This is a genomic window from Peribacillus frigoritolerans, from assembly GCF_001636405.1.
Taxonomy (GTDB): Bacteria; Bacillota; Bacilli; order Bacillales; family DSM-1321; genus Peribacillus; species Peribacillus frigoritolerans.
On sequence record NZ_KV440950.1, the window covers coordinates 1,017,183 to 1,032,490 of the forward strand.

At 34.3% G+C, this 15,308-nt stretch carries 16 protein-coding genes; all 16 read left to right on the plus strand.

From position 1 onward, the window contains the following. Nucleotides 1-156: 156 nt before the first annotated feature. On the plus strand, nucleotides 157-1,731 hold the full coding sequence (locus A6755_RS04965) for a bifunctional metallophosphatase/5'-nucleotidase (RefSeq protein WP_063589936.1): 1,575 nt from the start codon (nucleotides 157-159) through the stop codon (nucleotides 1,729-1,731). Nucleotides 1,732-1,941: 210 nt separating this feature from the next. After that, nucleotides 1,942-2,289: a VOC family protein gene (locus tag A6755_RS04970; RefSeq protein WP_034310877.1), complete on the plus strand. Its 348-nt coding sequence runs from the start codon at nucleotides 1,942-1,944 to the stop codon at nucleotides 2,287-2,289. Nucleotides 2,290-2,323: 34 nt separating this feature from the next. Then, nucleotides 2,324-2,764, plus strand: coding sequence for an SRPBCC domain-containing protein (locus A6755_RS04975; RefSeq protein ID WP_063589937.1), 441 nt, complete (start codon nucleotides 2,324-2,326; stop codon nucleotides 2,762-2,764). Between the two features lie 161 nt (nucleotides 2,765-2,925). Then, nucleotides 2,926-3,633, plus strand: a complete 708-nt coding sequence (locus A6755_RS04980) for a cytochrome c biogenesis CcdA family protein (RefSeq protein WP_063589938.1) — start codon at nucleotides 2,926-2,928, stop codon at nucleotides 3,631-3,633. A 251-nt stretch (nucleotides 3,634-3,884) separates the two neighbouring features. After that, a complete protein-coding gene (locus A6755_RS04985; protein WP_034310882.1) occupies nucleotides 3,885-5,024 on the plus strand; it encodes an FtsW/RodA/SpoVE family cell cycle protein in 1,140 nt (379 codons plus the stop codon). A 317-nt stretch (nucleotides 5,025-5,341) separates the two neighbouring features. Next, nucleotides 5,342-5,986, plus strand: a complete 645-nt coding sequence (locus A6755_RS04990) for a YczE/YyaS/YitT family protein (RefSeq protein WP_063589939.1) — start codon at nucleotides 5,342-5,344, stop codon at nucleotides 5,984-5,986. A gap of 335 nt (nucleotides 5,987-6,321) precedes the next feature. Next, a complete protein-coding gene (locus A6755_RS04995) occupies nucleotides 6,322-6,531 on the plus strand; it encodes a hypothetical protein (RefSeq protein WP_063589940.1) in 210 nt (69 codons plus the stop codon). A 167-nt stretch (nucleotides 6,532-6,698) separates the two neighbouring features. Further along, a complete protein-coding gene (locus A6755_RS05000) occupies nucleotides 6,699-7,178 on the plus strand; it encodes a VOC family protein (RefSeq protein WP_063589941.1) in 480 nt (159 codons plus the stop codon). 178 nt (nucleotides 7,179-7,356) lie between these two features. Beyond that, entirely contained in the window at nucleotides 7,357-7,641 is a 285-nt protein-coding gene (locus A6755_RS05005; RefSeq protein ID WP_034306279.1) for a DUF3784 domain-containing protein, read from the plus strand. Nucleotides 7,642-7,855: 214 nt separating this feature from the next. Continuing rightward, nucleotides 7,856-8,488 (plus strand): type 1 glutamine amidotransferase family protein, encoded by a 633-nt coding sequence (locus tag A6755_RS05010; protein ID WP_053536498.1) that lies wholly within the window; start codon nucleotides 7,856-7,858, stop codon nucleotides 8,486-8,488. Between the two features lie 566 nt (nucleotides 8,489-9,054). Beyond that, entirely contained in the window at nucleotides 9,055-9,837 is a 783-nt protein-coding gene (locus tag A6755_RS05015; protein ID WP_053536470.1) for a MerR family transcriptional regulator, read from the plus strand. 54 nt (nucleotides 9,838-9,891) lie between these two features. Beyond that, complete coding sequence (locus tag A6755_RS05020; protein ID WP_063589942.1) at nucleotides 9,892-10,647, plus strand: SDR family NAD(P)-dependent oxidoreductase; 756 nt, start codon at nucleotides 9,892-9,894, stop codon at nucleotides 10,645-10,647. A gap of 326 nt (nucleotides 10,648-10,973) precedes the next feature. Beyond that, nucleotides 10,974-11,351, plus strand: a complete 378-nt coding sequence (locus tag A6755_RS05025; RefSeq protein WP_063589943.1) for a hypothetical protein — start codon at nucleotides 10,974-10,976, stop codon at nucleotides 11,349-11,351. Nucleotides 11,352-11,807: 456 nt separating this feature from the next. Next, nucleotides 11,808-12,476 (plus strand): DNA alkylation repair protein, encoded by a 669-nt coding sequence (locus A6755_RS05030; protein WP_034310892.1) that lies wholly within the window; start codon nucleotides 11,808-11,810, stop codon nucleotides 12,474-12,476. Nucleotides 12,477-13,520: 1,044 nt separating this feature from the next. After that, the gene (locus A6755_RS05040) at nucleotides 13,521-14,135 is read left to right on the plus strand and encodes an undecaprenyl-diphosphatase (RefSeq protein WP_034310895.1); all 615 of its coding nucleotides are present in this window, start codon (nucleotides 13,521-13,523) and stop codon (nucleotides 14,133-14,135) included. A 357-nt stretch (nucleotides 14,136-14,492) separates the two neighbouring features. Continuing rightward, nucleotides 14,493-14,933 (plus strand): cell wall hydrolase, encoded by a 441-nt coding sequence (locus A6755_RS05045; protein ID WP_034310898.1) that lies wholly within the window; start codon nucleotides 14,493-14,495, stop codon nucleotides 14,931-14,933. Nucleotides 14,934-15,308: the final 375 nt, after the last annotated feature.

Sequence of the window (15,308 nt, forward strand, 5' to 3'; positions counted from 1 at the left end):
AATGTTTAGCCGTATGATTTTTTTTAAAAAGATATGCATGTACGGGGTTCATTTAATAATTATTATATAAAACATAACAAAAAATCACGGTCCCTTTATGCGGATATAAAATTCTAGAGTTATTCTTAATTTACATCTAGAGGGAGGGATCCGAAGTTGTCAAAATTTCAGGCCATAACTTCTTTGTTCATCTTGGTATTTATCATCATTTTCGTATCTTATAAAATCACAGCATTCTCATCCAATCATTCCACATCCAACCGCTACATTCAACTACAATTATTAGGCGTTAATGATTTTCACGGCCAACTAAATAAATATCAAATGTTTTCAGGAACCATGGCAGGCGGTGCTGAATACTTGGCTGCCTATTTAAAAAAATATAAACAAGAAAACACAAATACATTACTCGTTCATGCTGGCGATATGGTAGGAGGAAGCCCTCCAATCTCTTCTCAATTTCAAGACGAACCCACGATTGAATTTTTAAACCTCCTGCATTTTGATGTCGGGACACCTGGAAATCATGAATTGGACGAAGGCGTAAATGAAATGAAACGTCTTATTCATGGAGGATTCAATAAAAAAACAGGGTATTTTCAAGGTGCCAATACTGCTTACAGTTCTGCAAATATCATCGACAGAAAGTCAGGCACTCCCTTATTACCACCGTATGTTATTAAACAAATGGATGGAATTGATATTGGATTTATCGGTGTGGTCACAAAAGAGACCAACATGTATGTGTCCCCTGAAAATCGAAAAGAGGTAGAAATTACGGATGAAGTTTCAGCTATTAACCGAACCGTAAAGCTTTTAAAGGAAAAAGGGATCGAAGTGATTGTTGTACTGGCACATGATTCAGCTAAATCAGATAAGGCAGGTGCAAATTCCACTGGGGCTTTAGTGGAGATGGCTCCAAAAATCGATGATGAGGTCGATGTCATTTTTACGGGTCACAGCCATGAATATGCCAATACGGTTGCAGCCGGTAAACTGATCGTTCAAGCCTATTCTAATGGGAAAGCCTTTTCTCAAGTAAAGCTTGAAATTGACCCGCATTCTAAAATGATTGTTAAGAAACAAGCAAAGATCATTGCCACTTCACATCACCATATAAAACCGGATGAAGAAACGGTCGCACTTCTAAATAAATATAGAAAAAGATTAGGGAGCAATTTTAATCAGGTAATAGGGGAAATGCCGGAAGAAATCAGAAGAAATCAAGATGCAAATGGTGAATCCCCATTAGCGAAAATGATTGCAGAATCTGAGCGCGAAGCCATGGGGGTAGATATAGCTTTTGTCCATCAAGGCGAAATGCGGAAAAGTTTAAAAAAAGGGAAGATCACTGTAGAAGACCTTTATACAAACGTGCCTATGGGGCATAATGTCAGTAAGTTAATTTTAACGGGTGACCAGATAAAACTTGCTTTAGAGCAGCAGTGGACGAAAGCTCATGAAAATAGGTTACAAACGGTTGGCTTAACGTATGATTGGGAAGCCAAAGCTCCAATTGGCAGCCGCGTCGTTGTGCTGAAAGACAAGAAGGGTCAAGAGATTCAGCCAAGCAACGAATATGAAGTAGCGGTTAGTAATTATTTAGCTTCAGGCGGTGATAACTTCACTGCATTTGAACAAGGCAGACTCGTAGAATCCGGTCCGCAAGTTGTCACTGCACTTATACGTCATATCCAACAGAAGTATCCCTCCCATTCATTGAAAGAATGAAGGGGAAACATAACGGGTGCGTTTCTGTATTAAGCAGGAACGCCTTTTCCCTAATGTAAGCAGGTTAGTCCAATTTGCCTTCATCCTAGGGGAAATATAGTAATGAACTAGAGGGGCAGTATAGTTGAAGAAGGAACTTGAAATGTAAATCTCGAATATCTAATGTAATCGGATAGATGAAAATTGGATGACGGACAGGAGTTAGATACGATGATAAAAGGTTTCGGAGGAATATTTTGGAGAACTAAGAATCTTGAATCTGTAAAAAAGTGGTACAGTGAAGTGCTGAAGCTTGAAATAGAAAATTGGAATGGGACTGTGATAAAACCGCAATTAGGAAATGAGACGATCTTTTCTTTCTTTACCGAGAATGACAGTTATTTTCCAACAGAACAACAAGTGATGTTAAATTTCGAAGTACATAATCTAAACGAGACTATTAAGCATCTTGAACATATTGGTGTACCTCTTGCAAAGAAAAAAGAGATTAGTGAATTTGGAAAGTTCATTTGGATTGAAGATCCTGAAGGTCGTCTGATCGAGCTTTGGGAGAAATAACGAGTTGTCATTCATTTGAAAGGAGTTCTACTAAATGACCGAACAGCTAATTGTAAGAGATGAGATACTCATTGAGGCGAATTCTCAGAAAGTCTGGGAAGTGCTTACTAAACCCAAATACGTTGCAGAATGGGATGAACTACCAGAAAATTATCCTAATGAAGATATGACCGAGGGAAGTAAGGTGATTTGGGAGCTTCCTAATGGTGGGCAGTCAATCACTAAAATCATTAGAGCAGTTGTACAGAAAGAATTAAAAATCGCTTTGCACGTTTCAAATTGGGAAGTAAAACCGAATGAAGGTGATGTCGCATATAATTATCAATTAAAAGAAAAAGGTGATAGTACTCTGCTAAGAATCGAGATTGGTGATTTCTCCCTGATTAAAGACGGAAAAATGTATTATGATGCATCTGTGGAATTTGCATCTGATTCTAAACAAATAATTAAGAAGTTATCCGAAAATCTTGGCTGATTATTTATTATAATGATTGAGGCACACCTGGATTTCCTTCATGAACTCACGGGCGCTTTAATTCATAAGGAGTTGCTAAGGCAGCTCTTTTTCTTATGGAGCTAAAGGTAGGCATATATGGTAAAGTTATACAATGAAAGCGGAAATTGGAGGAAATAAGATTGGGAGACTTAAATATTCTTTTATCTTTTGGTGCAGGGATACTATCTTTTATATCTCCTTGCTGTTTACCCTTATACCCGGCGTTTTTATCTTATATTACAGGATTATCGATAAGTGAATTAAAAGAAGATAATAAAAAATTAAACCGCAAACCAATGCTTCATACCTTATTTTTTTTGATCGGTTTTTCTATTATCTTTGTAATATTAGGGTTATCCACTTCTGTTATTTACGATCTATTTTATGAATACATTGATTTAATTAGACAAGTAGGGGCAATTTTGATAATTATTTTTGGTTTAATGATTGTTGGGGTTTTTCAACCTAAATTCTTGATGATGGACAGAAAAAGAAATTTTAAAAATCGCCCATCTGGTTATATAGGTTCTATTTTAATTGGGATAGGATATGCTGCTGGTTGGACTCCTTGCATTGGCCCCATATTAGGTGCCATCGTAACCCTTGGTTTATCGACTGGACAGGGTTTATTATATATGATTGCTTATATTCTTGGGTTTTCCATACCTTTCTTAACAATGTCATTTTTTATAGGGAAATCAGGATGGATAAAAAAATATAACCACAAAATTACTCAATTTGGTGGCTATATAACAATTATTATGGGGATTGTCTTATTTTTTGATTGGATGACCAAGGTTACAACTTTTTTAGCAAATAATGTATTTGGTGGCTTTACGGGTTTCTAATGCTTATAGAACTAACAAGTACTTTACTTCAATAAGGGAGGTTGCTAATGAATTATTTGTATACTTTTAATTACTTTTTGTGAAATAATATGTAAATGTGGAAATAATACTGAAAAAAATAAAATCGTATAAAAAAAAGATGACATTTTAAGCCTTATTTTAATTGGTTATCCTCCATGCTTTTATTTAAAAAAATTACATTTTCAGTAAAATTAAGTTGAGTTATAAGATAATATTTACAAGGGGAAAAAATGAAAAATTCAAAGTTGGATTACAACCTGATTACACTTTTACTTTTACTATTTATAACAAGTTGTATAGCTATATTAAATGCTCAAGATTTTGGTCAATATGAAGGGAATTTTTTATTTAGACAAATAACCTGGTATATTGTGGGGATCGGGATAATTGCAGGAATTATGTATTTAGATTCTGAACAGATCTTTCGCTTGAATTGGTTTATATACTCATTTAGCATCATTCTATTAATCGCCTTAATTTTGGCACCTGAATCAATAGCTCGTGAAATAAATGGAGCCAAAAGCTGGTTTCAACTTCCGGGAATCGGATCTCTACAACCAGCTGAATTCACAAAAATATCTTTAATAATTTGTTTAAGTTTCTTAGTGCAAAAACATCATGAAAAATATTTGGATAAAACTTTAAAAACAGATTTGTTACTGCTAATTAAGATGGGAGCTGCTACAGCTCTTCCTATACTTTTAATTATGCGACAACCAGATTTAGGTACGTCTTTAGTATTAATATGTATTTTTACTGGGATTTTTATTATTTCGGGAATATCATGGAAAATTATCAGTGTTATTTTTATTATCATTTCCTTAATTTCTGGCATTCTTATATACTTAGTCTTTTTCAACCCTGAAATGCTTCAATCAATGGGTTTCGCAACCTATCAATTAGGAAGAATTTATGCTTGGATCGATCCAGAATCTTATGCATCAGGTGAAGGCTATAACCTGACCAAAGCATTATTAGCCATTGGTTCAGGAGGGGTATATGGTTATCTGGAAAAGGGTATATATGTTCCAGAAGCACATACGGATTTTATATTTAGCGTTATTTCTTCTAAATATGGTTTCTTTGGAGCTAGTATTTTAGTAACAATTTATTTTCTCCTTATTTCGAGTATAGTGAAGTTGGCTCTAGACGTAAAAAATAGTTTTGAATCTTACATATGCACCGGTGTTACTTCCATGATTTTTTTCCATGTTTTTGAGAATATCGGGATGAATATAGGCCTAGTACCCATAACAGGAATACCATTACCTTTTATAAGTTATGGAGGAAGCTCATTAATTGGTAATATGTTAGCGATGGGGTTAGTCTTTTCAATAAGCTATCGAAAAAAAACCTTTATGTTTGATTAAGATGGCTAAGTATTCCAGGATTAATTCTAGGTATGTTTTTATTAAAAAAGCTATTTATTAGACGGTAAAACCGTCTTTTTTTTATGTCTCAATCTTTGTCAACTCAATAAAGTCTTATGCAGCTAATGGGACAGGTTAGTTGAACAAGTTTCTTAAAAAACCTAAATAGGATTTAGAGTACCTACCACCCATAGGTACGTCTTTTTGTACTTCATTGTTAATCATTTGGTAACAACTTTTGATTTGGATAGATCATCTTGTTCATTTAACCTGCTTCATCTATAGTAGATGGATATAAAAGGTGTAGAGGTGAAGAGATGGCATTGCGGTTATTACGGTATTTTATTTTTTTTCTTGGATTAACTTTCTTTGGATTAGGGAATGCGATTGCGGTGAATGTTCAATCCTTGGGGCTCCATCCTTGGGAGGTTTTAAACGTCGCCCTGTTCGAGAGGTTCGGTTTCACAATTGGAACGTGGAGTGTCATGTGTGGTTTAGTACTTGTGTTGATCGTCTTTGTCGTGGATAGGAAGTATATTAATATTGGTACATTTCTAAATGCCTTGTCAATTGGCCCGATCATGGATTTCTTTTTGCATCTCAACATTCTTCCTCATGAAACGGAGCATTGGTGGTTGAATATACTCATATTGTTGACGGGTATCATCATAACCGGAATTGGCGGAGGAATTTATGTGGCTGCGGGAATTGGGGCAGGTCCCAGGGATGGTTTCATGCTTTCCGTTTCGGAAAAAACCGGGTTATCGGTCAGCTGGGCAAGAATCGTTGTGGAGAGCCTCATCTTGATTATCGGGTTCATCCTTGGAGGTCCAGTGTTTATTATGACGTTTGCATATACCTTTATTCAAAGCCCGGTCTTTCAGTTTTCCATGAAACTGATGCGTTCCTTTATCGTTAGTTTGGAGCAGAAGCGAAAGGATCAATTTGAGATTCCGTTATAATTGGAAGGAGGATGTCCTTTGGTCACCTCATTTCTTGCTCTATTCCACTAACCGGTGCTTTACCTGAAAATCAGAGCTTGTCTTTAAGGCAGCTTTTTCTTATGCAACTAAAGGGGCAGGATAGTTCCATAAGGAGTGCTATTATAAGACCTATCGTAAAATGCTAAAAGCGATGTGCATTATTGGCAGAATTATATCCTCTGACGTATTTATATTACCTCTCACTAAAATGCCTTACAGAGCCATTTAAGTGGTAAGTCATTTCCACTTTTAAGTTTTTTCTTTCCGGAAACAATGCTATTATTTGTAAAATACATATAATAAGGCGGGATCTTATGGATAAAAAAACTCAACTAGCTTTGATTTTTCTCTTAATACCTCTGGCAATATCAATTTATTTTTGGTTTTCGGATTCAGCCTTATTACGAGGTGGATATGACTTAGCTATAGATGGTTTTGTAGTAGCCAGAGCCTTAATGATTATTTACACATTACATTTATTAGGAAAATTAGGAGAATTTATCATTAAGAACAAAAAAGATTAGCTCATGGCTAATCTTTTTTTGTTTTATAGATTGATGGATTAAATACTTCAATAAGGGAGTTGCTTTGGCAGCTTTTTTTTATGCAACTATCGGGGCAGATTAGTTGTATAAAACATGTGTTTATCTATAATTGGTAATATATTCATAATTGTAGAGGGGTTGAGAACTTGATAGAAGGAATATTTGAAGCATATTTGCCTGTAAAAAATTTAGATGTTTCAATGGAGTTTTATAAAAAGCTGGGTTTGGAATTTGCATGGCGTGATGAAGAAACTGCTTTTTTTTGGATTGGAAAAGGAAAAAGTTGGTTAGATTTGTGGGAGGGAAATGAGTATCAAACAACATACCATCCTTCCTTACGACATATTGCTTTTCGAGTTTCATATGAAAATTTAAAAGAATCTTTAAAATGGTTAGATTCTATTCAAGTTAAAGTCGTCCCATTTGGTAGTAGAAAATCTATTGAGCCATTTATTCGACCAGCTCAAGAAAATGCTTCCGTTTACTTTGAAGACCCTGATGGTAACAGTTTGGAAATGATGTGTTCTGTTGAAGTTCCTAATGCTTTAAAACATATTACTGATAAGCTGTCCTTTGAAGATTGGGAGGAATTAGCTAAAAGTAAATTTAAAAAAGAGAAGGCATAATTATTTATTTTTCTTAATGAACTAACAGGTGCGTTAGCTGAAGATCGGAGCTGTCTTTAATGCAGCTTTTTTCTTTATGGAACTATCGGGGCACGCTAGTTGAAGTGAAGGAAACTTTTTCCTTTACCATTCGTATAGAAAATAGCAAGAAACAAAGTTTTCCTTGGGAGGTGTAAAGGTGGATTACGGATTATTGGTTATTGGTATAGCTCTTTTACTTGCCTCTTACTTAGTAGCTGTGAAAAAACAAACCTGGTTGTTAGCTGGATTTAATGAAAAAATGATTAAAAATAAGTCTTTGTTAGGTACAGTAACAGGAGGAGTTTTTTTTCTTCCTTTTGGATTATTAGCAGTTATCAATAGTTTCATTGACTATCCTTATGAAGGAACGGTTCTTATAATTGCTATGTTGGTTTTATTAACAATTACGTACGTTTTTATCAATAGAAGATTACTCGATTAATGCAACTAACGGTTGCGTTAGCTGAAGGTCAGAGCTGTCTTTAATGCAGCTTTTTCTTATGGAACTAACGGGGCAGGATAGTTCCATAAGAAATTGACTATTGGTTAATTGTGGAATATAATTGCATTAAAAGGAACATACGTTCTTTTTTTGGTGGAGTAGCTTTTGATGTGGAAAAAATAAACTATGAAAATTATGATTGGAGTGTTAGTAGATGAAAATAAAAAAAGTTTATCTATATGTATTTAATACAATGTCAGACTGGGAATATGGATATTTAATTGCTGAACTAAATTCAGGAAGATATTTCAAAAAAGATTTAGCACCTTTAAAAGTAATTACAGTAGGAGCGAATAAAGAAATTATTACTACGATGGGGGGACTGAGTATAAAACCAGATATTTCTCTTGATGAATGTAACTTTGATAGTAAAGATCTTGTAATTCTACCTGGAGGGAATACTTGGGGAGAAGCTATTCATCAACCTATCTTGAAAAAAATTGGCGAGGCTTTAAAGCTTGGCACTATTGTTGCTGCTATTTGTGGTGCTACTGAGGGACTAGCGAATATGGGATATCTAGATTCTAGAAAGCATACAAGCAATAGCTTAGAGTATATTAAAATGGTCTGTCCTAATTATAAAGGAGAAAATTTTTATGAGATGGAACCTGTAGTAACGGGTGAAAATTTGGTTACTGCATCAGGAGTAGCTCCTTTGGAATTTGCGATGGAAGTACTGAAAAAATTAGATGTATTTGCACCAGATACATTACACTCGTGGTATAACCTAAATAAGACTCACAAACCTGAATACTTCTTCCAACTAATGAACTCAATAAATAAGTGATTTTAAAAATCAACTTGGCAGTTTTATTTTACTTGAAATAACCCCTATACTTTATGCGATGCCAAAGTATAGTTTTAGTACATAACTTAAAAATTTTAGAGAAGTTAATAGAGATTGTGAATGATTGTACTTAAACTAACGGGTGCGTTAGCTGAATATCGGAGCTGTCTTTAAGGCAGCTTTTTCTTATGGAACTATCGGGGCAGGATAGTTGAAGAGTGCTGTTTGATCTTTGTTCAACAATTGGGCCAGATTGTTAAACAACACTCTAAGGATAATTGGATATCTATTTTAAAATTAGAATAATTTATCTAATATAGACATAGGAAATAGAGGAATATAAATGGAGATTAAAGCGAATATTTCTGAAAATCGAACTTATACGAAAGGTGTAATTGCGTTATTGTTATCAGCTTTATTAACAGCAACAAGCTAAGTATTTGTTGCTTTAAAACAAAGATGAACTGTATTGAAAAAAGTCGCGTCGAATAATGAATGGTTTAGCGGTAATCCAGTAATTGTCTAAGAAAAATTTAAATTGAATGGATAGTAGGTGTGATTCATTAGTGAATAATAATTTGCTTCGGATAAAAGAGTTTAGCAAGTTAACTGGCTTATCACGGAAAGCTTTGTATATTTATGATAAACATAATATTTTGAACCCTATATTTATTCATCCAGATAATGATTATCGATATTATGATCAAAATCAGCTACTAGCTGCTAAACGAATAAATTTATTAAAACAAGCTGGATTTACATTGAATGAAATTCGTGAAATCATTAATGAAAAATTGTCAAATGAAGAGATAAATAATTTAATAGATGAAAAGCTTCACTTGGAAATGAATAAAGTAAAAGCTGCCAATCAAGCAATAAATCAATTAGAAATCCTAAGTAATATGATTACTAAATCAAATAATGAGGTTAAAAAAGAGTATATAGAACCAGTGACTGTATATGAATACAATATAGAACCAAACAAAAATATATGTGTGGCGCTGAATAATTCAGATGAAATGATTAAAGGGCTGAAAGTGATTGTGAAAGATAAGATTATTAAATATAAACTGATTGATGATCAAATATATCCTGTTAGCATCGCTCTACAAGTAGAAAATCAGAAATTAAATTACTTCGTTAACACAAGCTATTTTGGTTTTGATACGACGCAGTTTTATTACGAAGTAAACCCTTATCAAGAAGAGTCAGCGCTAAAGATTAAAGAAATAATGGAAAATAACCAATTTGAATTGTCTGAACCCTATATTTATGAACGAATATTAAACCCTGACGATTATCTATATTCATCAAAGCGTCTTTCGATATTTATTTTTCCTTCTAAATAATTGACCTTACCCCTAGGTTAACCTTTACACTCTCTTTAAAAGGAGGGAGTGCACATGCAGAAAAATAAATATGCTTTGGTAACGGGAGCATCTAGAGGAATAGGTAAGTCAGTCGCAATCCAACTTGCAACTGATGGATTTAATATATTGTTGCACTACAATCAAAACACTGAAAAAGCTAATAAGCTTAAAAAAGAAATTGAGTTAATTGGCAGACAAGTGAAATTAATTCAAGGTGATTTTAATTCCAGTGAAGGAATTGAAGCATTTATAGAGAAAACTAGAAAAATGTTAATTGAAGAGAATGATGTATCATTGCATACAATCGTTCATAATGCAGGACATGCTACGTCAAATGCATTTGGTGAAGTGGACTATAATGAGTTCGATCGACTATTTAATGCGAATGTTAAAGCTCCATATTTTATTACGCAATCATTAATCGAATTTTTAGAGTTCAGTGGTAGAATAATTAACCTATCATCCGGTGTGACACGGATTGCATTTCCCCATATGATGGTATACAGCATGACAAAAGGTGCCATTAATACAATGACATTTACACTTGCCAAAGAATTAGGAGCCAAAGGAATTACGGTTAATTCAGTGATGCCAGGAATCATTGACACGGATTCAACTGCTAACTGGCTACATACTGAAGAAGGCCAAGAAAATGCAAAAAATATGAGTGCTTTAAAAAGAGAGGGTCAACCCGAAGAAATTGCAAATGCCGTTTCGTTTCTAGCAAGTGAAAAAGGAAGTTTTATTACGGGGCATAATATGGACTTAACCGGAGGAAGTCATTTGTAATTGTGTAAGGGGAATAAAAAGAAACATTATATACTCATAATTTTTAATTCAATTATATTTAGAGAAATCGGGAGCGATTATTTAATAAGGTTCGCTTTTCTTATGGAACTAACGGGTGCTTTAGCTTAGGATCAGAGCTGTCTTTAGGCAGCTTTTCTTTCTGCAACGCTACGTAGACCGTATATTTATATCAATAGAACGTCAGGCTTTACATATGTGGAAAATAACCGTCAAAAGGCGTGAGGATGCGGCACGTAAATTTTTAAATCCAATCAAGGACGTACCATTCTGGGATTGGCGAGAACTGTAAGGGAGAGATTGTCGGAGTGGATGAAAATCAAGCCTTAAAGAAAAATAGAAGAGGCACTGAATATATCGAGGCTAATGGTGGAATTACCGCAAAGCGTTGTAGTGGTTGTGGGCAAATGATGGAATTGGAACACTTCGCTAATTTAAAGGCAGGTTTAGGCGGTACGCGTAGCAAATGCAGACCATGTTTAGTGGAATATGGAAAAAAGTATAACAAAAAAAGGCCCCATAACTTTGTAAGGGAAATGGATGATTTAGATAACGATGATAAAGTGTATAGATACCAAATTGACGAGGTTCATTCGATAGATGAACTAAAACATATACTAGACGATGTTGGGTGGAAATTAACCTTGGAAGACTTTTTTTTATTACTAATTCGTCAAAGGAAATAAGATTTAAGAAAATTGATAGAGAAACATTAAAGGGTAAAATTCCGGCACAGTGCCCTCTATTCGAATTAGGTCCAGGCGATACTCTAACAGAAGTGATTATACACGGACATTCTTTTTTAGTTGGTACAAATGACTCTAATTTATCCACGAAAGAACAAGTCAAAAAAATTGTACTATCCTGAAAGCTATTCATAACTTTCGATGTTGAACTACCGGGTGCGTTTCTTTAAAAAGGAATGCTCTTTTCGCATCCAATTAAAAGGAAGTAAATGTTATTATTATTTTAAAGATGGTTGCTCTTCTATCATAGGTGGAGAAAGCTTTAATACGATATATACTACAATATTAACTTTGGAGGCACACCACTGCAATAAGACTTATAACGAAATTAAGTTCTTGATATATCCCGTCAAGGACATATTATGAAACAGTTCTTTAATAAAGGAGTTGTATAAAATGAATGAAAATAAAGGTACAGAAATAAAACGCTTTTCAAAAGCAGAAAACATTCTACCTCAGATCAATAGTAAAACTAAGCTAGGTGACTTACGAAAAATCGCGAAGGACATTAAAAAAGATCACGAACTAGCTATGGAACTTTGGTCAACCGAAGAGTTTTTGCCCAGACTATTAGCAATCTTAATTATGGACAAAAAACTTCTTTCACAAGATGTGCTAAATAAGCTTGATAAGGATATGCAGACTCACACTTTTGATGAGCGAAATAACTTAATGGATTGGTTAATGGCTAATCAGCTCACCAAAGACAAGAAGAAAATTGCATTGATGGAGTCATGGGAAAATAGTCCTTCTGCTCTTCAAAGGCGAGCTTTCTGGTATTATCAGGGGCGATTGAGATGGACTGGACAAACACCGCCTGATAACACCGCATACTTGCTATCTGCATTAGAAGCTAATATTACGCAGGAAGAACCGGAAGTTCAATGGGCTATGAATTTCACCGCAGGCTGGATAGGCGTTTATGATGAAAAGAATCGTGCACGTTGTATTAAACTTGGTGAGAAAACGGGTCTTTACAAAGATGAAATAGTAGCAAAAGGATGCACTCCCAGCTATTTGCCGGAGTTCATTACAATTGAAGTTAACAAACGACATAATAATTAGTTACCTCTGAAAAATTTATTAGGGTTTAATGCAAAAATAAAGGAATTCAAAGCCTCAATATGAAAATTGTAATAGGTTTGGACTTCATTTATAACTTTAGAGTTAAAAAAGGATAGAACAGAATTAACTATCACTTTGCCAAACGAAAACCGGTCACCTAAAGCAACGATGGATCCGGAAGAGTTTAATCCAGAATTTGAGTGGTGAAAAATTATCCCTAAAATGGTACGCGTAAGTAGAAAAGTTAAAAAATAAGGCGTGTTTTTTTTGACGAATAATATCGGGAGTTCAGATATTTTTAAACAAGTAGTAAATAGGATTTGTAAAATTAACAATATCCCCCCCAGAAACCTAAATTTGAAGTTATCGATAACTTAATGGTTATTAGTATAAAGAACCATTTAAAAGATGGAGTAGACTTAGATTGTTTTAATATTTTCAATCTGATTTACCGAATAATTGGACCATTAGGGATAAGATTCAATCAACAAATTTACCTCTTTCCAAATTCGGAAAGACTGGCTAGAGTAACTTTATCTTTTAAAAAAGAAGATCATGATGCTTTAAATAGCAAAATGAAAGAATTTTTTGAATAAATGTACTTAAGCTAACGGGTGTGTTCGTTCTATAAAAGGCTGCCAATTGGCGGCTTTTTTTACAACTATATAGCTCCTGGTAATTTTAAGTATCCAAAAGGTTCTGCCCTTGTTAGATATATCAAAAGGACGATGTCAACTTCCGTCATAATAAACATAGGCACAAATTGATCCCATTTCCTTTGCCAATCCGGTTGCTTCATTTTCAAATTCAGTTACCCATCTGTTCGCCGCACTCAACATGAGCCCATATTCTAAATATTTCCATTAAGATAGTTTAAGGTGTGAGTGAGATATTTTAATATAAATGGAGGATTAAAACCGCCACGTTGATGATGGACTTTCTGTCTGAAAGATGTAAAATATAGGTTTAATTGAAGTTCATCTGATTTACATAATGGAGCATAATGAAGGTTTAAGTGATAATACAATCAGGAGGAATTTTTCAATGGCTTTGTCCGAAATGAATAGTAATTTGTTTAGAATGATTAATAATCTAGGTAAACAATACACGGATTTAAATCCTTTTTTTGTATTCATCGCTGAGTACATGATTTTTTTCTTAGTATTGGCAGTCCTGATGTTTTTGTTTTCTCGAAGTAATAAAAATAGAATCATGGTAATCTGTGCATTTATTGCATTAGTTATCTCGGAAATATTGGCGAAAATAGCAGGGCAATTCCACTCGAATTATCAACCTTTTGCTGAGTTGCCCAACGTTAATAAGTTAGTTGAAAAAGCAGTCAATAATTCATTTCCAAGTGACCATACGATCATATTTTTTTCATTTTGCATAACCTTCTGGTTGTTCAAAAGGGGTTGGGGATTTTTATGGGGAATTTTGGCTGTTCTAGTAGGCATTTCGCGAATTTGGGTAGGTGTCCATTATCCAGCAGATGTTCTTGTCGGAGCCATCATCAGTATCGTTTCTGCGATGATCGTTTACAAAATTGTTCTTAAGTTAAGTCTGACCAAGAAATTTTTGAGAAATCAAGGGGTGGGCGAACAATCCATTCTATCTGCCCTATCCAAACAAAAGAAAGGTCAGTCAAAGGACTATTAAAAAAGGGTTAATTAATAATCGGTCATTGCTTCACTTACATTTGTTGTTTAAGTCTTGTTTCAAGACCGAACGGAGCAGGACAAAAAATATGTAATTATCAAAAGCTGATTTACTTCTTGAAATGTAATAATTATTAAACAGTAAGTTTTAAACAACGATTTTTCAACTAAAAGGTCGAAAGTATAACAAAAGGTTGCTAAGGCAGCCTTTTTCTTATGGCACAAAAGGGGCAGGTTAGTTGAATAAAGGGAAAAAAGAATGCAATAGTTTTCATTGTATTATAACTAAGCATTAATATTATATAAATAATGACATGACTGTAGGCTATTTTTCATACAATATTTTTGGGGTGGAAAAATGACAAGAGCAAAATACACAAGTTCAGACGTTGACTTAATGGCAAGGATGATGAGAGCAGAAGCCGAAGGTGAAGGAAAACAAGGAATGTTATATGTTGGAAATGTAATTGTGAATCGTCTTGTAGCTAATTGTTTAGACTTTAAAGGTTTAAGAACAATTCCACAAGTCATTTATCAAGTACAAGGAGGAAATTATTCTTTTGAAGCTGTTCAAAAAGGGAATGTATTTTATCAAAGAGCGAGAGGTATTGAAAGAAGATTGGCAGAACAAAATTTGAAGCACTGGAGACAGCATCCGGCTAGATATGCTCTTTGGTATTTTAATCCATATGCTCCATGCCCTCCAACATGGTATGATCAACCACATACTGGTCAATTTAAAGACCATTGTTTTTATGAACCAAAACCTGGAACATGTGATAGTGTCTATAGAGGTTAAGCTTACTCTTTGAGTAAGCTTTTTTTACATATTTAAAATATTTATACAAAATAAAACTTTTAATAATAGTTTTATCTAAAAAAGTAAAGGTTTTATCTTCCTTATTGCAGGTCTAAACGGTTATTTTGTCATTTTTGACTTTGAACCATTTATTGCTACTAGCCCCGAAGCGATGTCTGACTAACAGGTGCGTTAGCTGAGGATCAGAGCTGTCTTTAAGGGCAGCTCTTTCTTTATGTATTTAAGCAGGTTAGTTGAAGAGTGCTGTTTGATCTTCAACAATTGGGCCATATTGTTGAATAATCATTATCTTGATCTCCGCAATCAGGCGCATTTCATAAAGTGAGATGCACCTTTTTCAAGATCGGTCCTATA